Raw genomic sequence first — 21,075 nt, 5'->3', positions numbered from 1 at the left:
CAAAGCATGGGCATGAACGTCGGATCATCCTCCGGCGGTGAAGACGAGGTGGTCTCGACCATCAACACCACGCCCCTCGTGGACGTGATGCTGGTGCTGCTGATCATCTTCCTGATCACCGTCCCGGTGGTGACGCAGTCGATTGCGTTGAATCTCCCCAAGGAGACCAACGTCGTGCGCGTCACCAAGCCGGAAAACATCGAACTCTCGGTCAGCAAGGACGGCGACGTCTACTGGGGTGCGAAGCTGGTTCCCGACATGGAGGAGCTGGTGAAGCGCCTCGGCAAGGAATCGGTCAAGAACCCCCAGCCCGAGGTTCACATCCGCGGCGACGACAAGTCTCGTTACGAGTCCGTCGGCCGCGTGGTCTTCGCCTGCCAGCGCGCTGGCATCATGAAGATCAGCTTCGTCACCGAGCCGCCTGCGCGCGGTGGTTGAGGCCAGGAGTCAAGCATGGGAATGAATGTAGGAAGTTCCTCGGCGAGCGGTGAGCCCGAGGTCATGCTGGACGTCAATACGACGCCGCTGATCGACGTGATGCTGGTGCTGTTGGTGATGTTGATCATCACCATCCCCATCCAGCTGCACTCGATCAACCTGGACATGCCGCCGCCGAGCACGACCCCGCTTGATCGGGAGCCAGTCGTGCACACGGTCGTCATCGACTTCGACGGTACGGTCTACTGGGACGAGGCCGCGTTGCCGAACCTGGCCGCGATCGACGCCAAGATGATCGAGATCGGCGCGCTGCCGGTGAATGACCAGCCCGAAGTGCACATCAAGCCGAACAAGCTGGTGGACTACGGTGCGGTTGCCGCCGTCATGGCTTCGGCCCAGCGCAACAGCGTCAAGAAGATGGGCATGGTGGGTAACGAGCAATACGTCAAGTGACGTGGCCCTCGGTCAGCACCAACGAACGCTGAAACGTTGCATGCGCGCTGCCCGAAAGGGCGGCGCGTTTTTTCTTTGCAGGAGAGCAAGTTGAACACTTTGAAAACCATGGTGGCTGTCGCTGTTGGCGCCCTGGCCCTGTCCCTGAACGGTGCGCCTGGCGCGGAGTTCGGCTTCAGCCAGGCATCCGCCCAGGAGAGCGTGCGCAAGGAAGTCGGCACGCCGCTGACCGAAGCCAGCCGGCTGGTCAAGGCCGGCAAGTTCAAGGAATCGCTGGCCAAGCTGCGCGACGCCGAGGCCGTGGGCGGCCGCACCGCCGCCGAGAACAACGCCATCGAAGGCGTGCGCTTCTCCGCCGCCATGGGCGCCAATGAGCCCGACACGATGGCGCGCTCCTTCGACGCGCTGAAGGGCGCTGGCAAGCTGTCCGGCGCGCAGCAACTGCAGTACATGGAAGCCATCGCCGGCACCTACCTGCGCAACAAGGACAACGCCAAGGCGTTGAACTGGGCGCAGCGCTACTTCAAGGAAGGCGGCAACAGCGCGACGATGAAGCAGGTGCTGCAGAACGCGCAGTTCCTGTCGGGCGACATGACCGCCACGATCAAGGACACGCTGGACGAGATCTCCGCCGACGAGCGCGCCGGCCGCACGCCGTCCAAGGACAAGCTCAACCTGCTGTTGTTCGCGGCGCAGAAGAAGGGTGATGTGAACGCCGAGAGCGTCGCCACCGAGAAGCTGCTGAACTTCTATCCGGACCCCAAGCTGTGGGCGCAGATCCTGGGCAGCCTGCCGCAGAAGAAGAGCTTCGACACCAGCCGTTATCAGCTCGACCTCTACCGCCTGCGGCTGGCCACTGGCAACATGCGCGAGGCCAACGACTACATGGAGATGGCCCAGCTCGCCGCCCAGGCTGGCGTGCCTGAAGAGGGCAAGCAGGTCGTTGACAAGGGCCTGGCCGCCGGCATCCTGGGCCAGGGCGCCGAAGGTGCGCGCCACAAGCGCCTGGCCGACCTGATGGTCAAGAAGATCGGCGAGAACAAGGCGGCCGCCGCCGAGAACGAGAAGGCTGCCGAGCAGGCCAAGGACGGCAACGCGCTGGTCACGCTCGGCTTGGCCAACGCCTTCGGCGGCAACGCCAAGAAGGGCGCCGCGCAGATCGATGCGGGCATCGCCAAGGGCAACCTGAAGCGTCCCGAGGACGCCAAGCTCTACCTGGGCCTGGCCTACCTGCAGGGCGGCGACGTCGCCAAGGCGCAGGCCGCCTGGAAGACTGTCAAGGGCACGGACGGCGCCGCCGACCTGGCCCGCCTGTGGATCATCCAGTCGCGTTCGGCCAAGCGCTGATCTGGCGACGGCCCAGCAAAAAGGGCCTGGTGTGAACCAGGCCCTTTTTTTCATGCACCCGCGACGCTTACTTTGGCGCCAGCCGGATCGCGCCGTCCAGGCGGATCACCTCGCCGTTCAGCATCTCGTTGGTGATGATCTGGTGCACGAGCTTGGCGTAGTCCGCCGGCGTGCCCAGGCGGCTGGGAAAGGGCACGTTGGCGGCCAGCGCGTCCTGCACCTCCTGCGGCATGCCGAACAGCATCGGCGTGCCGAAGATGCCCGGCGCGATCGTCATGTTGCGGATGCCGTTGCGGGCCAGGTCGCGCGCAATCGGCAGCGTCATGCCGACGACGCCGCCCTTGGACGCCGCATACGCCGCCTGGCCGATCTGGCCGTCGTAGGCCGCGACGGATGCCGTCGAGATCAGCACGCCGCGTTCGCCGGTGCTCTCGGGCTCGTTCTTCGCCATGGCCTCTGCAGCCAGGCGGATCATGTTGAAGCTGCCGATGAGGTTGACCGTGATGGTCTTCGTGAAGCTCGCCAGCGGATGCGCGCCGTCCTTGCCCACCGTCTTGACGGCCGGCGCGATGCCGGCGCAGTTGACCAGGCCCGTCAGCTTGCCCAGGTCCGTGGCCGCCGCGACGACGGCCTGGCCGTCGGCCTCCTGGCTGACGTCGCACCTGACGAACATGCCGCCGATCTCGGCCGCGACGGCCCGGCCGCGCTCTTCCTGCAGGTCGGCGATGACGACCTGGGCGCCGTGGCTGGCCAGCATGCGCGCCGTGCCTTCGCCGAGGCCCGAGGCGCCGCCGGTGACGATGAACACCTTGCCTGCGATTTCCATGAGTTCAGTCTCCTGGGTTGGTTGACGTAAACGTCAATTGTGGCCGACAAAAAAGCCGCGGGGCCATGGCACCGCGGCTCGTTCATGAGGGCGTGGAAGTCAGGCCAGCGCGGCCAGCGCCTTGCGCGTGATGTCGTCCACCGAGCCCACGCCTTCGATGCGGCGGTACTTGGGCGCATGGGCGTCGCCGGTGGCGGCCCATTGCGAGTAGTAGTCGACCAGCGGGCGGGTCTGCGCGGAGTAGACGTCCAGGCGCTTCTTGACGGTCTCTTCCTTGTCGTCGTCGCGTTGCACGAGCGGCTCGCCAGTCACATCGTCCTGGCCGTCGACCTTGGGCGGGTTGAACTTGACGTGGTACGTGCGGCCCGAGGCCGCGTGCGAGCGACGGCCGCTCATGCGCTCGATGATGGCGTCGAAGGGCACGTCGATTTCCAGCACGTAGTCCAGCTTCACGCCGGCCGCCTTCATCGCGTCGGCCTGCGGGATGGTGCGGGGGAAACCGTCGAACAGGAAGCCGGCAGCGCAGTCGGGCTGGGCGATGCGTTCCTTCACCAGGTCGATGATCAGGTCGTCGCTGACCAGCGCGCCGGACTTCATGACCGCATCGGCCTTCAGGCCCAGTGGGGTGCCAGCCTTGACCGCAGCGCGCAGCATGTCGCCGGTGGAGATCTGCGGGATGCCGAATTGCTTGCAGATGAAGGCAGCCTGGGTGCCTTTGCCGGCACCGGGGGCGCCCAGAAGAATCAGTCGCATGGGTCTCCTCGTCCTATTCGTCCCATGAAGGGGCTGTGAAAAAGTCCCGCTTCAGGTCGGTGGACGAGTATCGCATGTGGACTTTCGCCGGCCTGACGCCGCGACCCGGGTTCAACCCGCGATCAGGCGCCGCACGCGGTCCAGATCTTCGGGTGTGTCCACGCCAGGCCCCGGCCGTTCACCGCTGACATGCACGGCGATGCGCTCGCCATGCCACAGCACGCGCAGCTGCTCCAGCGACTCGATCTGCTCCAGCGGGCTCACCGCCAGCGTCGGGAAGCGGCGCAGGAAGCCGGCGCGGTAGGCGTACAGGCCCACATGGCGCAGCGCACCGTTGGGCTGGCCGCCGCCATCGCGCCACCAGGCGATGGGCGCGCGAGAGAAATACAGCGCCCGGCCGGCCTGGTCGGTGACGAGCTTGACGACGTTGGGGTTCGCGAACTCGGAAGGGTCCGTCAGCGCATGCGCCACAGTCGCCATCACGCAGTCCGGCTGCGCGGCGAGCGTGGCGGCGCAGGCGTCGATCATGGCGGTGGCGATCAGCGGCTCGTCGCCCTGCACGTTGACGACGACGGCGTCGTCCGCCAGGCCAAGTTGCTCGACCGCCTCGGCCAGGCGGTCGCTGCCGGAGGGGTGGTCGGCGCGCGTCATCAGCGCCTGCACGCCGTGCGCCGCGCAGGCGGCGGCCACTTCGGGCGCATCGGTCGCCACGACGACGCGGTCCGCACCGGACTCGGCCGCGCGTCGCGCCACGCGCACGATCATCGGCAGGCCGGCGATGTCGGCCAGCGGCTTGTTGGGCAGGCGGGTCGACGCCAGCCGCGCCGGGACGATGACGGTGAAGCCCATCACTCGGCCGGTGCGAACGGCAACGGCGAGGTCGACGCCTCGGGGTCCCAGGGCTTGGCCTCGCTCTCCAGCATCAGCGGGATGCCGTCGCGGATCGGGAAGGCCAGGCGGTCGGCACGGCAGGCCAGCGCGGGCAGCTCGCCTTCGCGCAGCAAGGTCAGCGGCCCCTTGCACAGCGGGCAGACCAGCATCTCGATCAGTCGTTGATCCATCGGGAGGGAAACAGGCGTTGGAGGTGGATGTCCAGCGCAGCCTCGAAGTCGAGGGCCGGGCCGGCGTCGAGGGCAAAGTCTAGCGTCACGACCCAGACCGGCGTGCGGCCGACGCGGTCGGGTGGCAGCTTCACCGCGTCCTTTTCGGTCAGCAGCACACCGGCCGTGTCCTCGGGCCAGGGCAGGTCCGTGAAGTCGGCATGGTCCGGCAAGGCCACCGGCTCGAACGCCAGGCCCAGGCCCGCCAGCATGTCGAAGAAGCGCTGCGGCCGCGCCAGGCCCGCACAGGCCAGCAGGCCGGGCCGGCCGCGCAGTGCCAGCAGCGCCGGCATGTCCGCCGGCCGCCCCGCCCACCAGCCGGCCAGCGGCACGGCACCCGCCAGGCCGCGCCGGGCGACGAAACCGGGCAGCGCCGTGCTGGGCTGCGGTGCGTTGTAGACGACGAGTTGGTCCGCCGCCAAGGGTGCGGGCGGTTGGCGCAGCGGCCCGGCGGGCAGCAGGCGGCCATTGCCCAATCCGCGTTCATCGAACACCAGCAGGCTCAAGCTCCGCGGCAACCGCCAGTGCTGCAGGCCGTCGTCGCTGACCAGCACGTCCAGCTCGGAATGCGCCGTCAGCAAGGCCCGCGCGGCGGCGACGCGGTCGCGCCCGACGCCCACCGGCACACGGCCGCGCAGGTGGATGAGCAGCGGCTCGTCGCCGGCCTCGCGGGCGGTCGACACCCGCGTCACGAGGTGCACGCCGTCGCCCTGGCGCCCGTAGCCGCGCGACACCACACCGGCGCGCAGGCCCCGCGCGCGCAGCAGCGCCAGCAGCGCCAGCGTCGTGGGTGTCTTGCCGGCGCCGCCGACGATCCAGTTGCCGACGACGATGACGGGCACGGGCAGCACCCCGGGGCGCTTCAGCCCCGAGCGGTACATCCACGTGCGCAGCGCGAGCAGGCCGCGGTACAGCCAGGACAGCGGCAGCAGTGCGGCGGACAGTGCGCCGCCGCTCAGCCACTGCGCCTGGAGCCGATCAGCGAGCGTCGGTCTGTGCAGCGAAGGTGACACGCGTCAGGCCCACGCGGCGCGCCGCGTCCATCACGTTGATGACGGCCTGGTGCGGCGTGGCCGCATCGGCCGAGATGATCAGCGTCGCTTCGGCATTGCCGGCGGAGGCCTGGCGCAACGCGCCGATCAGGATGTCCACCGAGCGGCCTTCCACCGGCTGGCGGTTGATGACGAAGCGGCCGTCCGCCGCGATGCCAACGATGACTTCCTGCGGCCGGTCCTTGAGCTTCTCGGCGTCTGCCGAGGGCAGGGTGATCTGCAGCTCGGTGAACTTGGAGTAGGTCGTCGACAGCATCAGGAAGATCAGGATCACCAGCAGCACGTCGATGAACGGGATCAGGTTGATCTCCGGCGGCTCGCTGCGTGGGGAACGGAAGCGCATGGTGCAGGCCTCGTGCTCAGGCCGTGTAGCGGCGCAACTGGCCCAGCAGCTGGTCGGCCGCGGCTTCGAGTTCCAGCACGTACTCCTCGATGCGGCCCTTGAAGTAGCGGTGGAACATCAGCGACGGGATGGCGATCATCAGGCCGAAGGCCGTGTTGTAGAGCGCGATGGAGATGCCGTGCGCGAGCTGGGCGGGGTTGCCACCACCGGGTGTCTGGCTGCCGAAGATTTCGATCATGCCCACCACCGTGCCCATCAGGCCCAGCAGCGGCGCGGCCGTGGCGATGGTGCCCAGCGTGTTCATGTAGCGTTCGAGCTGGTGCACGGCGCGCCGGCCAGCGAACTCGAACACCATGCGCAGCTTGCCCTCGGGCATCTGCGGCTCGGCGGTCACGGCGCGCAGGCCCGAGGCCAGCACCTCGCCCAGCAGCGAGTTCTCGGCCAGGCGGTCCACCATGTCGGGCGCGGGCAGTTGCTGGGCGCTGACGCCCAGCACGTCGGCGAGCAGCCGCGGCGGCAGGATGCGGCTGGCGCGCAGGCTGGACAGCCGTTCGATGATCAGGGCCAGCGCCACCACGGAGCACAGGAGCAAGGGCCAGATCGGCCAACCGGCGGCTTGTATGATCGAAAACAAGGTCGTCCCCGTCGAAAGAACGGCCACAGGCGGCCGGGAGAGTGCGCGCGGATTATGGCCCCAGCCTCGGCGGGCGACGCCGGTTCTCCCGGCTGTTGCCGCCTCACGAAAGCGCTCCCGCCATCCACCGCTGCTGTGGGCAACTTTGTGGACAACCCTGGGGCGCGGGCCGCCGGGGGCCGTCAAATCAAGGGCTTGGACAACTTGCCTCAAGTTTGAGCAGTGGAAATCGAATTGAAAAACAAGGCCTTATGTGCTCATGACGGCGCCGTGACAGGTGCCGCGCAAGAAAACAGCCCGCCAGCCCAATGCCGGCGCGGCTGTGGACTTCCCGGCCCGCGCCGGCATTGGGCTGGCGCGTGATCGAGGGTCGCGAAGCCGCACCGGGCCGTCGGGTCTGGGGCGTGGCCGGCCTGCTGGAGGCGGTGTCGCAGAGCCTGGCCGAGCGTTTCTCGGTGGTCGCCGTGGGCGGCGAGATCGCCGGCTTCACGCGGGCGGCCAGCGGGCACTGCTACTTCGGCCTGAAGGACGCCGACGGCCAGGCCGCCAGCCTGCGCTGCGCGATGTTCCGGCGTGCGGCAGCGATGCTGGACTTCGCGCCCGGCGAGGGCGTGCTGGTGGAGCTGCGCGGCCGCGTGGCCGTCTACGAACCGCGCGGCGAGCTGCAGTTCATCGTCGAGGCCATGCGCCGCGCCGGTGCCGGCACGCTGTACGAGCAGTTCCTGAAGCTGCGCGCCCGGCTGGCGGCCGAGGGGCTGTTCGACGCCGACCTGAAGCGGCCGCTGCCCGGCCACCCGCGGCGCATCGGCGTCGTCACGTCCACGGCCGGCGCGGCGTTGCACGACGTGCTGACAGCGCTGGCACGGCGCGCGCCGCAGGTGGAGGTGGTCGTCTACCCCAGCCTCGTGCAGGGCGCCGAGGCGCCTGCTGCGCTGGTCCACGCGCTGCGCACCGCCAATCAACGCGCCGAAGTGGACCTGCTGCTGCTGGTGCGCGGCGGCGGCTCGCTCGAGGACCTGTGGGCGTTCAACGACGAGCGCGTCGTGCGTGCCGTGGCTTCGTCCGCGCTGCCCGTCGTCTGCGGCGTGGGCCATGAAACCGACGTGACGCTGTGCGACCTGGCCGCCGACCTGCGTGCGCCCACGCCGACCGCTGCCGCCGAACTGGCCGCGCCGTCCCGCGAGGCGTTGCTGCAGCAGCTTGCCGGTCTGGAGCGTGCGCTGACCTTGCGGACCGACCATCGCCTGCAGACCGTGGCGCAGCGCCTGGACCGCCTGGCGCTGCGCCTGGCCCGCCCGAGCGACACGCTGGCCCGCCAGCGCCGCCTGCTGGCGCTGCTGGCACAGCGCGCGGCAGCCGCACCGGGCCGGCGCGCCGAGCTGCAGCGCCAGCGTCTCGCCCATGTGGCACAGCGGTGCGAGCGCGCTGCTGCCGATGTGCTGCGCCGGCAGGCCACCCGGCTGGACTCGCTGCACGCCCGCCTGCAGGCGCTGGACCCGCAGCATGTGCTGGCGCGCGGCTATGCCTGGCTGGACGACGGCCAGGGCGGCGCCATCACCTCCGTGCAATCGCTGCAGGCCGGTGGCGAGGTGCGAGCCGTGCTGGCCGATGGCAGCGCCGACCTGCAAATCCTGCAGGTACATGGCTTGCCGCAGGGGTGATTCCCGCTCCCTACAATCATCCGGGTTTCCCTTCCCCCCAACACCTCAGGACCGCACCATGGAACACACGCTGCCCCCGCTGCCTTACCCCATCGACTCGCTCGCGCCCCACTACAGCCAGGAAACGCTGGAGTACCACCATGGCAAGCATCACAACGCCTACGTGGTGAACCTGAACAACCTGCAGAAGGGCACCGAGTTCGAGAACATGACGCTCGAGGAGATCATCAAGAAGAGCTCCGGCGGCATCTACAACAACTCGGCCCAGATCTGGAACCACACCTTCTTCTGGCACTGCATGAAGCCGCAAGGCGGCGGCGAGCCCAGCGGTGCGCTGGCTGACGCCATCAATGCCAAGTGGGGCAGCTACGCTGCGTTCAAGGAAGCCTTCGTGAAGAGCGCGGTCGGCAACTTCGGCTCCGGCTGGACCTGGCTGGTCAAGAAGCCGGACGGCTCGGTGGACATCGTCAACACCGGTGCCGCCGGCACGCCGCTGACCACCGCCGACACCGCGCTGCTGACCATCGACGTGTGGGAACACGCCTACTACATCGACTACCGCAACCTGCGCCCGAAGTTCGTCGAGACCTTCCTGTCGAACCTGGTCAACTGGCAGTTCGCCGAAGCCAACTTCGCTTGAGGCAGCGTCGCTGCAAAGCAAAAGGCCGGCATCTGCCGGCCTTTTTCATGGGCGCTCGCCGCTCATTTGCCGAACGGCTGCCCGCCCAGCTTGCTGCCGGCCTTGATGCCGCGTTTGGCGAACCAGCCCTTGTTCATCTCCAGCGCGAAGCGCACCGGCTTGTCCGAGCAGTGGGACGTCTCGTCCATGGGTTTCATGTCGGCGATGTTGACGACGCTGCCGTCCTCGGCGATGAAGGCGATGGACAGCGGCAGCAGCGTGTTGCGCATCCAGAAGCACTGCGGCTGCGGCTCCTCGAAGACGAACAGCATGCCGTTGTTGGTGGGCATGTCCTTGCGGTGCATGAGGCCGATGGCGCGCTCCTGAGGCGACTGTGCCACCTCGGCCTGGATGACGTGCATGCCCGCCGTCAGCGGGATGCTGCGCAGTTTCTGCGGGGCGTCCTGCGCGGCGGCGAGGCCGCTGGCGGCCAGCAGGGCGGAGATTGCAAATGCTTTGATGCAGGTCATGGGCGTCGGAGGGAGATGCGGCCAAGATTATCGGTGTGAGCGCTCCGCCCCCTGGCTTGCGCGCGGCTGACGACGACGCGCGGCTTCTGTCCCCCTTCACGACCTGGCCCGACGGCCCGGGCGGTGCGGCGCTGTCGCAACTGCAGGTGTCGGGCATCCACTGCGCGGCCTGCTCCGGGCTGATCGAAGCAGCGCTGCTGAAGCTGCCGGGCGTGCAGGGCGCGAGCGTCAACCCGGCATCGGCGCGGCTGGCGCTGCGCTGGCAGCCCGCGAACGTGGCGCTGGCCGACGTGCTGGCCGCGTTGCAGGCCATCGGCTACGGCGCCAGCCCGGACGTCGCCGCGCCGGCCCGCGCGCTGCGCCGCCAGGAGCGGCGCCAGGCGCTGTGGCGGCTGTTCGTCGCGGGTTTCCTGATGATGCAGGTCATGATGATGGCCACGCCCGCCTATGTGGCCGCTGCGGGCGAGCTGGCGCCGGACCTGGACCAGTTGCTGCGTTGGGGCAGCTGGGTGCTGACGCTGCCGGTCATGGCCTTTGCGGCCGTGCCGTTCTTTGCCGGCGCGGGGCGCCAGGTGCGCGCCGGGCGGCCGGGCATGGACGTGCCGGTGGCACTGGGCATCGCCGTGACCTTCCTCGCCAGCACGGCCGCGCTGTTCGATCCGGCCGGGCCGCTGGGCCACGAGGTCTATTTCGATTCGCTGACGATGTTCGTGGCGCTGCTGCTGCTGGCGCGCTGGTTCGAGCTGGGGGCCCGCCACCGTGCGGCAGACGCGCTGGAGGCCGTGGCCGGCGCGCTGCCCACGGCCGTGGAGCGGCTGCGGGACGACGGCACGAGCGAACGCGTCGCGCCAGAGGCGCTGCGGCCGGGGGATCGCATCCGTGTCGCGGCCGGCGAAGCCTTCGGGGCCGATGGCCGGGTGCTGCAAGGCCGCGCCTGGGTCAACGAGGCGCTGCTGACGGGCGAGTCCGCGCCGGTCGCCAAGGCTGTGGGGGACGCCGTCGTGTCGGGCAGCGTCTGTGTGGACGCGCCGCTGGTCGTCACGGTGCATCGCGTAGGCGAGGACACCACGGCACAGCGCATCGTGCGGCTCATGCAGCAGGCGCAGAGCCAACGCCCGCAGGCATTCGGCCTGGTGGACCGCGTCGCGGCCGGGTTCACGGTGGGCGTGCTGTTGCTGGCGTTGGGCGCGGGCCTGGCGTGGTGGTGGGTCGATCCCTCGCGGGCGGTGGCGGTGGCGGTGGCCGTGCTCATCGTCACCTGCCCGTGCGCGCTGACGCTGGCGGCACCGGCGGCCTGGCTCACGGCCAGCGGCGCGCTGGCGCGGCGCGGGCTGCTGCTGGCGGACCTGTCCGCGCTGGACCGTCTGTGCACGGTCGACACCGTCGTCTTCGACAAGACCGGCACGCTCAGCGAGGACCGCCTCACGCTGCGCCGCCATTGGTCGCAGGGCGCCGATGCAGACGCGCTGCTGCCGCTGGCGCGCAGCCTCGCCGGGCTGTCGCGGCACCCGCACGCGCAGGCGCTCGCCGACGGTGCCGGTCCGGGCGCGTGGACGGGCGTGCGCGAGGTCGCCGGCTGCGGCATCGAGGCGTGCGATGCGTATGGCACGGTCTGGCGGCTGGGTGCGCCGGGCTGGGTCGCCGGCGCACCCGACCCCGATGCGCGGCTGGCCTTCGGCAGTGCGGACTGCTGCTTGTGGCTGGACCTGGCCGAGCAGCCTCGCGCCGACGCTGCGCAGGCTGTCGCTGCGCTGCGCAAGGCAGGCCTGCGCGTGCGCGTGCTGTCGGGCGACCAGCCCGCCGCGGTGCAGCGCATGGCGCAGGCGCTGGACATCGCGCACTGGCAGGCCGGCGCCACGCCCGACGCCAAGCTCGCTGCATTGCGCGGCTGGCAGGCGGGCGGCGAGCGGGTGCTGATGGTGGGCGACGGCATCAACGACGCGCCGGTGCTGGCTGCGGCGGACGTGCGCATCGCGATGGGGCAGGGCGCCATGCTGGCGCGCACGGCCGCGGATGCGCTGCTGGTGTCCGGCCGGCTGATGGCGCTGCCGCAGGCGCTGGCGCTGGCGAAGAAGACGCGCCGCGTGCTGCGCCAGAACCTGGCCTGGGCGGCGCTCTACAACCTGGCCTGCGTGCCATTGGCGCTGACAGGCTGGCTGCCGCCGCTGGCCGCGGGCATCGGCATGGCGACCAGCTCGCTGCTCGTGGTGCTCAACGCGCAGCGGCTCAATCGCTGAGGAGCGGCCGATGGACATCCTCTACCTGCTCGTGCCCTTCTCGGTCGTCCTCGTGCTGCTCATCGTGGCCGTGTTCGGCTGGGCCGTGAACGCCGGGCAACTGGATGACCTGACGCACGAGGGTGAACGCATCCTGGTTGACGAGGATCAAGGCGCCTGAGGCCCACCCCGCGAAGAATCGTTGCCATCAGACGAAGGAGTCGCGATGGCGAACGACAAGACCCTGGCCACCACCGGGGCGATCTACGAGGACGGACCGGTACGCGCGTTTGCGCTGGCCGCCGTGCTATGGGGTGTGGTGGGCATGGCGGTGGGTGTGCTGATTGCGGCGCAGCTGGCCTGGCCCGATCTGAACTTCGGCATTCCGTGGCTGAGCTACGGGCGGCTGCGGCCGCTGCACACCAATGCGGTGATCTTCGCGTTCGGCGGCTGCACGCTGATGGCGACGAGTTACCACGTCGTGCAGCGCACGGGCCAGACGCGCCTGTTCGCGCCGGGCCTGGCGTGGTTCCACTTCTGGTGCTGGCAGCTCGTCATCGTCGCCGCCGCCATCACGCTGCCGCTGGGCATCACGCGCGGCAAGGAATACGCGGAACTGGAATGGCCCATCGGCGTGCTGATCACCATCGCCTGGGTGTCCTACGCCATCGTGTTCTTCGGCACGGTGGGGCGCCGCAAGATCCGCCACATCTATGTGGCCAACTGGTTCTTCGGGGCCTTCATCCTGGCGGTGGCGCTGCTGCACCTCGTCAATGGCGCGGTCATCCCGGTCACCTTCTGGAAGAGCTACTCGGCCTACGCCGGCGTGCAGGACGCGATGGTGCAGTGGTGGTACGGCCATAACGCGGTCGGCTTCTTCCTGACCGCCGGCTTCCTGGGGATGATGTACTACTACATCCCCAAGCAGGCCGAGCGGCCGGTCTACAGCTACCGGCTGTCCATCGTCCACTTCTGGGCGCTGATCTTCACCTACATGTGGGCGGGCCCGCACCACCTGCACTACACGGCGCTGCCGGACTGGGCGCAGAGCATCGGCATGATCTTCAGCCTGGTGCTGCTGGCGCCGAGCTGGGGCGGCATGATCAACGGCGTCATGACGCTGTCGGGCGCCTGGCACAAGCTGCGCGACGACCCCATCCTGAAGTTCCTCATCGTCGCGCTGTCGTTCTACGGCATGTCGACCTTCGAGGGTCCGATGATGTCGATCAAGACCGTCAACGCGCTGTCGCACTACACCGACTGGACCATCGGCCACGTGCACAGCGGTGCGCTCGGCTGGGTGGGGCTGATCTCGATGGGGTCGCTGTACCACCTGATCCCGCGCATGTTCGGCCGCACACAGATGTACTCCAAGAGCGCCATCGAGCTGCACTTCTGGGTCGCGACGCTGGGCATCGTGCTCTACATCGCCGCGATGTGGATTGCCGGCGTCATGCAGGGCCTGATGTGGCGCGCAGTCAACCCGGACGGCACGCTGGTCTACACCTTCGTCGAAGGCGTGAAGGCGACCTGGCCGTTCTACGTGATCCGCCTCGCGGGCGGGCTGCTGTACCTCGGTGGCATGTTGGTGATGACATGGAACGTCATCAAGACCGTGCAGGCCGGCCGCGCGCAGCCGGTGCGCATCCCGGTGCCCGTGCTGGCCCACGCCTGAAGGAGTCGTCATGAGCAACAACACCCAAGCCGTGACCGGCCACCAGCGCATCGAGACCAGCAACCTGCTGATGATCGTGCTGGTGCTGCTGACCGTGATCGTCGGTGGCGCCGTCGAGATCGTGCCGCTGTTCTTCCAGCGCTCCACCACCGAGCCCGCGCCCGGCCTGAAGCCGTACACCGCGCTGCAGCTCGCCGGCCGCGACATCTACCTGCGCGAGGGCTGCTACAACTGCCACTCGCAGATGATCCGCCCGCTCGCCGCCGAGACGCTGCGTTACGGCCACTACTCCACGGCCGGCGAGTTCGTCTGGGACCACCCCTTCCAGTGGGGCAGCAAGCGCACCGGTCCCGACCTGCACCGCGTCGGCGGCAAGTACAGCGACGACTGGCACCGCACCCACCTGAACAATCCGCGCGACCTGGTGCCCGAGTCCAACATGCCGGCCTACCCGTGGCTGGCGGGCAACCCGGTGGACGCCGCCGGTCTGCCGGCGCGCCTGGCCGCGATGCGCACGCTGGGCGTGCCCTACACCGAGGCCGAAGTGCAGTCATCGTCCAAGGACGTGGCCGGCAAGAGCGAGCTGGACGCGCTGGTGGCCTACCTGCAGGTGCTCGGCACCGCGAACAAGTGAAGGAGCCCGCATCATGGGCATCAACGAACTCCGTGTCGCCGTGACCCTCGTGTCGCTGGCCGTCTTCGTCGGCATCGTCGTGTGGGCCTGGCGCGGCCACTTCGATGCCGCGGCGCAACTGCCGTTTGAAGGAGAAGAGCGATGAGCGACTTCTTCAACGGCGGGTGGTCCGCCTACATCGCCATCGCCACCGTGGGCGGGTTGGTGGCCTGCGCGGTGCTGCTGTTCATCGCCAGCCGCCGCCAGGTCATGGCGTCCGACAACACCACCGGCCACGTCTGGGACGAGGATCTGCGCGAGCTGAACAACCCGCTGCCGCTGTGGTGGATGGGCCTGTTCGTGCTGACCATCGTGTTCGGCGGCATCTACCTGGCGCTGTACCCGGGCCTGGGCAGCAAGCCCGGCAAGCTGGGCTGGACCAGCGCCGGCGAGCACGCCGCCGACATGGCCCAGGCGCGCACCACGATGGCGCCCGTCTACGCGGCGTTCAAGGACCTGGCGCCCGAGCAGCTCGCCCGCGACGCCAAGGCGCATGGCATCGGCGAGCGGCTGTTCGCCAACAACTGCGCGCAGTGCCACGGCGCCGATGCCAAAGGCTCCAAGGGCTTCCCCAACCTGACCGACAGCGACTGGCTGTGGGGCGGCAGCTTCGACACCATCGTCGAGACCATCACCCACGGCCGCGAAGGCAACATGCCGGTCATGGCGCCGGCCGTCGGCACGGCGGAGGACATCCGCAACGTCGCGCACTACGTGCTGTCGTTGTCGGGCAGCCCGCACAACGCGCTGTACGCGCAGCTCGGCAAGCCGAAGTTCGTCGTCTGCGCCGCCTGCCACGGCCCCGGCGGCAAGGGCAACCCCGCGCTGGGCGCCCCCAACCTCAGCGACAAGATCTGGCTGCACGGCTGGGGCGAGGAAGCCGTGACCGCGATGATCAACAACGGCAAGCACAACGTCATGCCGGCGCACGGCGAGCGGCTCACGCCCGAGCAGATCCGCGTGCTGGCCGCCTACGTGTGGAGCCTGTCGCAGTCCCAGGACGTCGCCGCCGCGCACTGATGCCCACACCGTCTCCCGCCGCGCCCGGCCCGGGCCAAGCCACGCAGGTCATCCGGCTGTACCGCTCAGAGGACAAGATCCACCCGCGCTCGGTGGACGGCTTCTACGCGCGCTGGCGCTGGGCGCTGGTCGTGCTGACCCAACTCGTGTTCTACGGCCTGCCCTGGCTGACGTGGGGCGACCGCCCTGCCGTGCTGTTCGACCTGGGCGCGCGGCGCTTCTACGTGTTCGCGCTGGTGCTGTACCCGCAGGACTTCGTGTACCTGACGGCGCTGCTGATGGTCTCGGCCTACGCGCTGTTCCTGTTCACGGCCGTGGCCGGGCGGGTGTGGTGTGGCTACGCCTGCCCGCAGACGGTCTATACCGAACTCTTCATGGCCGTGGAGCGGGCGTTCGAGGGCGACCGCAACGCCCGGCTGCGGCTGGCCAAGGCGCCCTGGTCGTTCGACAAGCTGTGGCGCAAGGCCGGCAAGCAGACCGTCTGGATCGCCATCGGCCTGTGGACCGGTTTCACCTTCGTCGGCTACTTCACGCCCATCCGCACGCTCGCCGCCGAGGTGCTGGCGCTGGGCCTGGGGCCGTGGGAGACCTTCTGGGTGCTGTTCTACGGCTTCGCCACCTATGGCAATGCGGGCTACATGCGCGAGCAGGTCTGCAAGTACATGTGCCCCTACGCGCGCTTCCAGAGCGCGATGTTCGACCGCGACTCGCTCATCGTCAGCTACGACCCCGCCCGCGGCGAGCCGCGTGGCCACAACGCGCTGAGGAAGAAGGGCCAGGTCCAAACCGAGCGCAGCGCCGCCGTGGGCGACTGCATCGACTGCCACCTGTGCGTGCAGGTCTGCCCCACGGGCATCGACATCCGCGACGGCCTGCAGTACGAGTGCATCGGCTGCGCGGCCTGCATCGACGTCTGCAACGGCGTGATGGACAAGATGGGCACGCCGCGCGGCCTGATCCGTTACGACACCGAGAACGGCTTGCAGCAGGATCTCAGCCTCGCCCAGCGCTGGCGCCGCGTGCTGCGGCCGCGCGTGCTGGTCTACGGCACCGTGCTGCTGCTGATCTGCGCGGCCGTGCTGTGGAGCCTGGCGTCGCGGCACAGCTTCCGCGTCGATGTCGTGCGCGACCGCACGGCGCTGGCGCGGCTGGTGGAGGACGGCTGGATCGAGAACGTCTACCGGCTGCAGATCATGAACGCCACCGAGTCGCCGCAGCGTTACCGGCTCGACGCCGACGGGCTGCCGGGGCTGGTGCTGAGCCAGGCGACGACGGTCGACATCGGCCCGGCCGAGGCGCGCTGGGTGGCCGTGGGGCTGCGCCTGCCGCCGCAGGCCGCGCAAGGCCTCGCGCCCGGCGCCCACCCGGTGCGCTGGCGCATCCAGCGCGACGGCGAGTCTGGCGAGGCCGGCGAGACCGTCACCGAGAAATCCACCTTTGTCTTGCCGCGCTGACGGCCAGGAGATTCCCATGACTGCAGCTCCACTTTCCACATCCGCCTGGCGCGAACCCATGGTCTGGCTGGTGGCCGGCGGCCCGGCCATCGTCGTGGTGGCCAGCTTCATCACGCTGGCGCTGGCCATCCACTACCCGGACCCGCCGCTGGACCTGCACGCCACCGCGCAGCACGCGGCCGACGACGCCGAGCCCGCGGACCTGCGCGCCAAGGAAGGCGACATCGTGCCGGCGCTGGTGGCGCGCAACCACGCGGCCACCGGCGTTCCTCCCACGTCCGGAGCCAAGCGGTGACCGGCCAGCCCGGGCCGTCCCGCGTCGCACGCTTCGCGATGGCGGTGGCCTGGTCGTCCTTCCTCACGGCCGGCATGCTGGAGGCGCTGGTCTTCGCCGTCGTCGACCCCGGCGACCTGCGCTGGTTCGGCGCCGCGCCGGTGGACCTGTCGCCGCAGGCGATCTACACGCTGAGCTTCCTGATCTTCTGGGGTGTCATTGCGCTGGGTGCCAGCCTGGCGCTGCTGCTGGTCAACCTGCCGGACGATGGCCGCGCGTCACGCCACGCGCCCGGCTGGCCACGCTAGCTTCGGCTTATCGCTTCTGGGTGACGACACGCGCACCGCGGTCGTAGGTCCAGTAGGCCCAGGCCCAGTCCAGCAGCACGACGAAACGGTTGCGGAAGCCGATCAGGAAGTACACGTGGGCGAACAGCCAGAACAGCCAGGCCGGGTAGCCCGAGAAGCGCAGCGCGCCGGCCGGCGTGCCCAGGTCCACGACGGCGCTGTTGCGGCCGATGGTGGCGAGGTTGCCATAGTCAGCGTAGCGGAACGGCACCGTGGCCTCGCCGCGCAGCCGTCGCAGGATGTTCGCGGCGGCGCTGCGGCCCATCTGCTTGGCGCCGGGTGACACACCCGGCACGGGCGTGGGCGCCTTGCCCGGCGTATGGCTCTGCGCCGCGGCCAGGTCGCCGATGACCTGGATGGCCGGGAAGCCCGTCAGGCTCAGGTCGGGCCCGACGACGACGCGGCCCGCGCGGTCCAGCGTGCAGCCCGTGGTGTCGACCAGCGCGCGCCCCAGCGGCGATGCGGCCACGCCCGCGGCCCAGACGATGCAGCGGCTCGCCAGCCGTTCGGGGCCGGCAGCCGTCGTGATGTCCAGCCCCTCGGCGTCGATGCCGGTCACGCGCGCGCCCAGGCGCACCGTCACGCCCAGCGCTGCCAGTTGCTCGCGGGCGCGCTCGCTCAGGCGTTCGGGCATGGCCTGCAGCACGCGCGCATTGCCTTCCACCAGCAGCACGCGCGCCTGGCGCGGGTCGATGCGGCGGAACTCGCCCGGCAGCGTGTGCCGCGCGATCTCGGCGAAGGTGCCGGCCAGCTCCACGCCGGTGGGCCCGCCGCCCACGACGACGAACTGCATCAGCGCCGCGCGCCGGGCGGGGTCGTCCTCGCGCTCGGCCTGCTCGAAGGCGAGCAGCACGCGGCGGCGGATCTCGAACGCATCGTCCAGCGTCTTCAGGCCGGGCGCGAAGGGCGCCCAATCGTCGCGGCCGAAGTAGCTGTGCGTGGCGCCGGCGGCGACGATGAGATGGTCCCAGTGCAGCACGGCGCCGTCCTTCAGCGAGACCGTCCTGGCGGCGGCATCGATGGCGACGACTTCGCCCATCAACGTCGTCACGTTGCGCTGGGCACGGAACAGGTGGCGGATGGGTGCGGCGATGGACGGTGCCGACAGGCCGGCCGTTGCGACCTGGTACAGCAGCGGCTGGAACAGGTGGTGGTTGGTCTTGTCGACGACGGTGATGTCGACGGCCGCGGCGCGCAGCGCGCGCGCTGCCTCCAGGCCGCCGAAGCCGCAGCCGATGATGAGGACGTGGGGACGCATGGCGCCATGCTACTGCGGACGTCGGGGGTTTTGTGCGCTGCAGCATGGTGCCGCCGGTGACCCGGGCCGGGCGCGGCGCCAGCCTGCCGCGCCACCCGCCGCCGGACGGGTCTCAGCAGCGGCTGTTGTTGACCAGCGCCTGCAGGCCTGCCTGGTCGAGGATGCGCAACTGGCGCTGCTTGACCTCCATCAGCCCGTCGTCCTGGAACTTGGAGAAGGTGCGGCTGACCGTCTCCAGCTTCAGGCCCAGGTAGCTGCCGATCTCCTCACGCGTCATGCGCAGCACGAGGCTGGACGCCGAGAAGCCGCGCGCCTGCAGCCGCTGCGTCAGGTTCAGCAGGAAGGCGGCCAGCCGTTCCTCCGCGCGCATGTTGCCCAGCAGCAGCATGACGCCGTGGTCGCGCACGATCTCGCGGCTCATGATCTTGTGGAACTGGTGCTGCAGCACGGTGAACTCGCGCGACAGCTCTTCCAACTGGCTGTAGTGGATGACGCAGACGGACGAGTCCTCCAGCGCGACCGCGTCGCAGTGGTGGCGGTCGCTGCTGATGCCGTCCAGGCCGAGCAGCTCGCCGGCCATCTGGAACCCCGTCACCTGATCGCGGCCGTCCTCGCTGCTGACGCAGGTCTTGAAGAAGCCGGTACGCACCGCGTACAGCGCCTCGAAGCGGTCACTGTTGCGGAACAGGTGCTCGCCCCGCGCCACGGCGCGGCGCTTGTCCACGAGGCCGTCCAGCTGCTGCAGCTCACCCGCGTTCAGCCCCACGGGCAGGCAGAGTTCGCGCAGGTTGCAGCTGGCGCAGGCCACCTTCAGCGGTTCGAGGGCGATGGTGTGGGTGGTGGCCATGTCGGGCGTTGTCGGCAGGCTTCGCACGCTCGAGGAAGTCGTCAGCATCGAAAGGCCGTTGGGGTTGCATCAAGGGTTGTCATTCTTCGTGCCGTCTCCCGCAACAGGCTTGACCTGGATCAAGGGGCGGCATCACGCGCCTGGGCACAGTGGCGGCATGCCTACGGTGACCCTGCGCCCCCTTGAAGCCGATCTGCTCGCCGCCAACATGAGGCGCCACGACGTGGCCGGCCCGCGTTACACGTCCTATCCGACCGCCGACCGCTTCGTCGAAGCCCACCAGGCGCTGCAGCATCTGCAGGCGCTGGCGCAGCGCGGTGCCGGCCAGCCGCTGTCGGTCTACGTTCACATCCCGTTTTGCGAGCAGCTCTGTTACTACTGCGCCTGCAACAAGATCATCACCCGGCACCACGAGCGCGCCGCGCCGTATCTGGCGACGCTGGCGGTGGAGATGGACCTGGTGGCCCAGGCGCTGGGTGGACACGCGCCGGTGTCGCAGCTGCACCTGGGCGGCGGCTCGCCCACCTTCCTGTGCGAAGCCGAGCTGGACGCGCTGATGGCCGCGCTGCGCCGGCACTTCCGGTTGCTGCCGGGGGCGGAGCTGTCCATCGAGGTGGACCCGCGCACGGTGGACGGCGGGCGCCTGGCGCACCTGAAGGCGCTGGGCTTCAACCGGCTGTCGTTCGGCGTGCAGGACTTCGACCCCGCCGTGCAGAAGTCCGTGCACCGGGTGCAGCCCTTCGAGTCGGTTGCCGCGCTGATGCGCAGTGCGCGCGAGCTGGGCTTTGCGTCCGTCAGCGTGGACCTGATCTACGGCCTGCCGCTGCAGACGCCCGCGAGCTTCGCCCGCACCATCGCCCAGGTGGCCGAGTTGCGGCCCGACCGCATCGCCATGTACGCCTACGCGCACCTGCCGCAGCGCTTCAAGCCGCAGCGGCGCATCGTGGCCGAGTTGCTGCCGCCCGCGGGCGACAAGCTCGCCATGCTGTCGGGCGCGATCAGCGCGCTGCTGGGCGAGGGCTACACCTACATCGGCATGGACCACTTCGCGCTGCCCGACGACGCGCTGGCTGTGGCCAAGCGCCAGGGCCGGCTGCACCGCAACTTCCAGGGCTACTCGACGCAGCCGGACTGCGACCTGATCGGCCTGGGCGTGTCCGCCATCAGCCGCGTGGGTGCCACGCACGCGCAGAACGCCAAGACGCTGGCCGAGTACGAGGACGCGCTGAACCAGCGCCAGCTGCCCGTGCAGCGCGGCCTGGCGCTGACGCGCGACGACCTGCTGCGCCGCGCCGTCATCATGGCGCTGATGTGCCAGGGCCGCGTGGAGTTCGAGTCCATCGCAGCGTCCTACCTGGTCGACGTGCCCGGCTACTTCGCACCGGAGTTCGAGCGGCTGGCCCAGCTCGCCGTCCAGGGCCTGGTCACGATGGAGCCCGGCGCGATCCAGGTCACGCCGCTGGGCTGGTACTTCGTGCGGGCCGTGGCGATGGTGTTCGACCGCTACCTGCAGGCCGACGCGAGCCGCGAGCGCTTCTCCAAGATCATCTAGAGG

Annotated in this window: 25 protein-coding genes; 15 read left to right on the top strand and 10 right to left on the bottom strand. The window is 69.6% G+C overall.

What is annotated here, in order from left to right; genetic code table 11:
- Window positions 1-6: 6 nt before the first annotated feature.
- The 3 genes from ACO07H_RS16190 (at window position 7) to ACO07H_RS16180 (ending at window position 2,238) form a co-directional block, all read left to right on the top strand.
- A complete protein-coding gene (locus ACO07H_RS16190; protein ID WP_422015953.1) occupies window positions 7-438 on the top strand; it encodes an ExbD/TolR family protein in 432 nt (143 codons plus the stop codon).
- A 15-nt stretch (window positions 439-453) separates the two neighbouring features.
- Window positions 454-891, top strand: coding sequence for an ExbD/TolR family protein (locus ACO07H_RS16185; RefSeq protein ID WP_422015951.1), 438 nt, complete (start codon window positions 454-456; stop codon window positions 889-891).
- A gap of 90 nt (window positions 892-981) precedes the next feature.
- Window positions 982-2,238, top strand: coding sequence for a hypothetical protein (locus ACO07H_RS16180; RefSeq protein ID WP_422015949.1), 1,257 nt, complete (start codon window positions 982-984; stop codon window positions 2,236-2,238).
- A gap of 67 nt (window positions 2,239-2,305) precedes the next feature.
- Here ACO07H_RS16180 and ACO07H_RS16175 read toward each other — a convergent pair whose 3' ends face one another.
- The 7 genes from ACO07H_RS16175 to ACO07H_RS16145 all read right to left on the bottom strand — a co-directional run bounded on the left by ACO07H_RS16175 (window position 2,306) and on the right by ACO07H_RS16145 (window position 6,946).
- Entirely contained in the window at window positions 2,306-3,064 is a 759-nt protein-coding gene (locus tag ACO07H_RS16175) for a 3-hydroxyacyl-CoA dehydrogenase (RefSeq protein ID WP_422015947.1), read from the bottom strand.
- A 99-nt stretch (window positions 3,065-3,163) separates the two neighbouring features.
- Window positions 3,164-3,817, bottom strand: a complete 654-nt coding sequence (gene adk, locus ACO07H_RS16170) for an adenylate kinase (RefSeq protein ID WP_422015945.1) — start codon at window positions 3,815-3,817, stop codon at window positions 3,164-3,166.
- Window positions 3,818-3,928: 111 nt separating this feature from the next.
- The gene (gene kdsB / locus ACO07H_RS16165; protein WP_422015943.1) at window positions 3,929-4,666 is read right to left on the bottom strand and encodes a 3-deoxy-manno-octulosonate cytidylyltransferase; all 738 of its coding nucleotides are present in this window, start codon (window positions 4,664-4,666) and stop codon (window positions 3,929-3,931) included.
- The gene (locus ACO07H_RS16160) at window positions 4,666-4,878 is read right to left on the bottom strand and encodes a Trm112 family protein (protein WP_422015941.1); all 213 of its coding nucleotides are present in this window, start codon (window positions 4,876-4,878) and stop codon (window positions 4,666-4,668) included. Before ACO07H_RS16160 ends, kdsB begins: the two co-directional genes overlap by 1 nt.
- A complete protein-coding gene (gene lpxK / locus ACO07H_RS16155; RefSeq protein ID WP_422015939.1) occupies window positions 4,863-5,930 on the bottom strand; it encodes a tetraacyldisaccharide 4'-kinase in 1,068 nt (355 codons plus the stop codon). Before lpxK ends, ACO07H_RS16160 begins: the two co-directional genes overlap by 16 nt.
- On the bottom strand, window positions 5,896-6,312 hold the full coding sequence (locus ACO07H_RS16150; RefSeq protein ID WP_422015937.1) for an ExbD/TolR family protein: 417 nt from the start codon (window positions 6,310-6,312) through the stop codon (window positions 5,896-5,898). Before ACO07H_RS16150 ends, lpxK begins: the two co-directional genes overlap by 35 nt.
- A 16-nt stretch (window positions 6,313-6,328) precedes the next feature.
- The gene (locus ACO07H_RS16145) at window positions 6,329-6,946 is read right to left on the bottom strand and encodes a MotA/TolQ/ExbB proton channel family protein (protein ID WP_422015935.1); all 618 of its coding nucleotides are present in this window, start codon (window positions 6,944-6,946) and stop codon (window positions 6,329-6,331) included.
- Between the two features lie 359 nt (window positions 6,947-7,305).
- On the opposite strand from ACO07H_RS16145, the gene xseA reads away from it, so the two are divergent.
- Both xseA and ACO07H_RS16135 read left to right on the top strand, forming a co-directional pair.
- Window positions 7,306-8,607 (top strand): exodeoxyribonuclease VII large subunit, encoded by a 1,302-nt coding sequence (xseA, locus tag ACO07H_RS16140; RefSeq protein ID WP_422015933.1) that lies wholly within the window; start codon window positions 7,306-7,308, stop codon window positions 8,605-8,607.
- A 58-nt stretch (window positions 8,608-8,665) separates the two neighbouring features.
- A complete protein-coding gene (locus ACO07H_RS16135) occupies window positions 8,666-9,247 on the top strand; it encodes a superoxide dismutase (RefSeq protein ID WP_422015931.1) in 582 nt (193 codons plus the stop codon).
- Between the two features lie 62 nt (window positions 9,248-9,309).
- Here ACO07H_RS16135 and ACO07H_RS16130 read toward each other — a convergent pair whose 3' ends face one another.
- Window positions 9,310-9,756, bottom strand: a complete 447-nt coding sequence (locus tag ACO07H_RS16130) for a DUF192 domain-containing protein (RefSeq protein ID WP_422015929.1) — start codon at window positions 9,754-9,756, stop codon at window positions 9,310-9,312.
- A gap of 35 nt (window positions 9,757-9,791) precedes the next feature.
- Here ACO07H_RS16130 and ACO07H_RS16125 point away from each other — a divergent pair, with 35 nt between their 5' ends.
- From ACO07H_RS16125 to ACO07H_RS16085, 9 genes are read left to right on the top strand one after another with little or no spacing between them, the layout of a single operon-like run.
- Entirely contained in the window at window positions 9,792-11,993 is a 2,202-nt protein-coding gene (locus ACO07H_RS16125; protein WP_422015927.1) for a heavy metal translocating P-type ATPase, read from the top strand.
- Window positions 11,994-12,003: 10 nt separating this feature from the next.
- On the top strand, window positions 12,004-12,153 hold the full coding sequence (gene ccoS, locus ACO07H_RS16120; protein ID WP_422015925.1) for a cbb3-type cytochrome oxidase assembly protein CcoS: 150 nt from the start codon (window positions 12,004-12,006) through the stop codon (window positions 12,151-12,153).
- Between the two features lie 45 nt (window positions 12,154-12,198).
- Window positions 12,199-13,647 (top strand): cytochrome-c oxidase, cbb3-type subunit I, encoded by a 1,449-nt coding sequence (gene ccoN, locus ACO07H_RS16115; protein WP_422015923.1) that lies wholly within the window; start codon window positions 12,199-12,201, stop codon window positions 13,645-13,647.
- A gap of 10 nt (window positions 13,648-13,657) precedes the next feature.
- On the top strand, window positions 13,658-14,281 hold the full coding sequence (ccoO, locus tag ACO07H_RS16110; protein WP_422015921.1) for a cytochrome-c oxidase, cbb3-type subunit II: 624 nt from the start codon (window positions 13,658-13,660) through the stop codon (window positions 14,279-14,281).
- Between the two features lie 13 nt (window positions 14,282-14,294).
- Complete coding sequence (locus tag ACO07H_RS16105) at window positions 14,295-14,426, top strand: cbb3-type cytochrome oxidase subunit 3 (RefSeq protein WP_422015919.1); 132 nt, start codon at window positions 14,295-14,297, stop codon at window positions 14,424-14,426.
- Window positions 14,423-15,340, top strand: coding sequence for a cytochrome-c oxidase, cbb3-type subunit III (ccoP, locus tag ACO07H_RS16100; RefSeq protein WP_422015917.1), 918 nt, complete (start codon window positions 14,423-14,425; stop codon window positions 15,338-15,340). The genes ACO07H_RS16105 and ccoP overlap by 4 nt, the downstream gene beginning before the upstream one ends.
- Window positions 15,340-16,794: a cytochrome c oxidase accessory protein CcoG gene (ccoG, locus tag ACO07H_RS16095; protein WP_422015915.1), complete on the top strand. Its 1,455-nt coding sequence runs from the start codon at window positions 15,340-15,342 to the stop codon at window positions 16,792-16,794. The genes ccoP and ccoG overlap by 1 nt, the downstream gene beginning before the upstream one ends.
- Before the next feature lie 16 nt (window positions 16,795-16,810).
- Window positions 16,811-17,089, top strand: a complete 279-nt coding sequence (locus tag ACO07H_RS16090) for a hypothetical protein (RefSeq protein ID WP_422015913.1) — start codon at window positions 16,811-16,813, stop codon at window positions 17,087-17,089.
- Complete coding sequence (locus ACO07H_RS16085) at window positions 17,086-17,376, top strand: hypothetical protein (RefSeq protein WP_422015911.1); 291 nt, start codon at window positions 17,086-17,088, stop codon at window positions 17,374-17,376. The genes ACO07H_RS16090 and ACO07H_RS16085 overlap by 4 nt, the downstream gene beginning before the upstream one ends.
- Window positions 17,377-17,383: 7 nt before the next feature.
- On the opposite strand, the gene ACO07H_RS16080 is transcribed toward ACO07H_RS16085, so the two are convergent.
- On the bottom strand, window positions 17,384-18,673 hold the full coding sequence (locus ACO07H_RS16080) for an NAD(P)/FAD-dependent oxidoreductase (protein WP_422015909.1): 1,290 nt from the start codon (window positions 18,671-18,673) through the stop codon (window positions 17,384-17,386).
- Window positions 18,674-18,785: 112 nt separating this feature from the next.
- Window positions 18,786-19,520: a fumarate/nitrate reduction transcriptional regulator Fnr gene (fnr, locus tag ACO07H_RS16075; protein ID WP_422015907.1), complete on the bottom strand. Its 735-nt coding sequence runs from the start codon at window positions 19,518-19,520 to the stop codon at window positions 18,786-18,788.
- A 157-nt stretch (window positions 19,521-19,677) separates the two neighbouring features.
- Here fnr and hemN point away from each other — a divergent pair, with 157 nt between their 5' ends.
- Window positions 19,678-21,072, top strand: coding sequence for an oxygen-independent coproporphyrinogen III oxidase (gene hemN, locus ACO07H_RS16070; protein ID WP_422015905.1), 1,395 nt, complete (start codon window positions 19,678-19,680; stop codon window positions 21,070-21,072).
- Window positions 21,073-21,075 lie beyond the last annotated feature (3 nt).

It is taken from the genome of Roseateles sp. (assembly GCF_965229315.1).
Lineage (GTDB): Bacteria > Pseudomonadota > Gammaproteobacteria > Burkholderiales > Burkholderiaceae_C > Pelomonas.
Note: the sequence above shows the minus strand (reverse complement) of the source record. Positions and strands in the feature narration are given on the sequence as shown.

Bases quoted from the DNA above. Each gene is read 5' to 3' on its own strand.
- ccoS (WP_422015925.1), top strand. From the start codon at position 12,004: ATGGACATCCTCTACCTGCTCGTGCCCTTCTCGGTCGTCCTCGTGCTG.
- ACO07H_RS16130 (WP_422015929.1), bottom strand. From the start codon at position 9,756: ATGACCTGCATCAAAGCATTTGCAATCTCCGCCCTGCTGGCCGCCAGC.
- ACO07H_RS16080 (WP_422015909.1), bottom strand. From the start codon at position 18,673: ATGCGTCCCCACGTCCTCATCATCGGCTGCGGCTTCGGCGGCCTGGAG.
- adk (WP_422015945.1), bottom strand. From the start codon at position 3,817: ATGCGACTGATTCTTCTGGGCGCCCCCGGTGCCGGCAAAGGCACCCAG.
- hemN (WP_422015905.1), top strand. From the start codon at position 19,678: ATGCCTACGGTGACCCTGCGCCCCCTTGAAGCCGATCTGCTCGCCGCC.
- ACO07H_RS16150 (WP_422015937.1), bottom strand. From the start codon at position 6,312: ATGCGCTTCCGTTCCCCACGCAGCGAGCCGCCGGAGATCAACCTGATC.
- ccoP (WP_422015917.1), top strand. From the start codon at position 14,423: ATGAGCGACTTCTTCAACGGCGGGTGGTCCGCCTACATCGCCATCGCC.
- ccoG (WP_422015915.1), top strand. From the start codon at position 15,340: ATGCCCACACCGTCTCCCGCCGCGCCCGGCCCGGGCCAAGCCACGCAG.
- fnr (WP_422015907.1), bottom strand. From the start codon at position 19,520: ATGGCCACCACCCACACCATCGCCCTCGAACCGCTGAAGGTGGCCTGC.
- ACO07H_RS16135 (WP_422015931.1), top strand. From the start codon at position 8,666: ATGGAACACACGCTGCCCCCGCTGCCTTACCCCATCGACTCGCTCGCG.
- ACO07H_RS16185 (WP_422015951.1), top strand. From the start codon at position 454: ATGGGAATGAATGTAGGAAGTTCCTCGGCGAGCGGTGAGCCCGAGGTC.
- ACO07H_RS16105 (WP_422015919.1), top strand. From the start codon at position 14,295: ATGGGCATCAACGAACTCCGTGTCGCCGTGACCCTCGTGTCGCTGGCC.
- ACO07H_RS16190 (WP_422015953.1), top strand. From the start codon at position 7: ATGGGCATGAACGTCGGATCATCCTCCGGCGGTGAAGACGAGGTGGTC.
- kdsB (WP_422015943.1), bottom strand. From the start codon at position 4,666: ATGGGCTTCACCGTCATCGTCCCGGCGCGGCTGGCGTCGACCCGCCTG.
- ACO07H_RS16160 (WP_422015941.1), bottom strand. From the start codon at position 4,878: ATGGATCAACGACTGATCGAGATGCTGGTCTGCCCGCTGTGCAAGGGG.
- ccoO (WP_422015921.1), top strand. From the start codon at position 13,658: ATGAGCAACAACACCCAAGCCGTGACCGGCCACCAGCGCATCGAGACC.
- ACO07H_RS16090 (WP_422015913.1), top strand. From the start codon at position 16,811: ATGACTGCAGCTCCACTTTCCACATCCGCCTGGCGCGAACCCATGGTC.
- ccoN (WP_422015923.1), top strand. From the start codon at position 12,199: ATGGCGAACGACAAGACCCTGGCCACCACCGGGGCGATCTACGAGGAC.
- ACO07H_RS16175 (WP_422015947.1), bottom strand. From the start codon at position 3,064: ATGGAAATCGCAGGCAAGGTGTTCATCGTCACCGGCGGCGCCTCGGGC.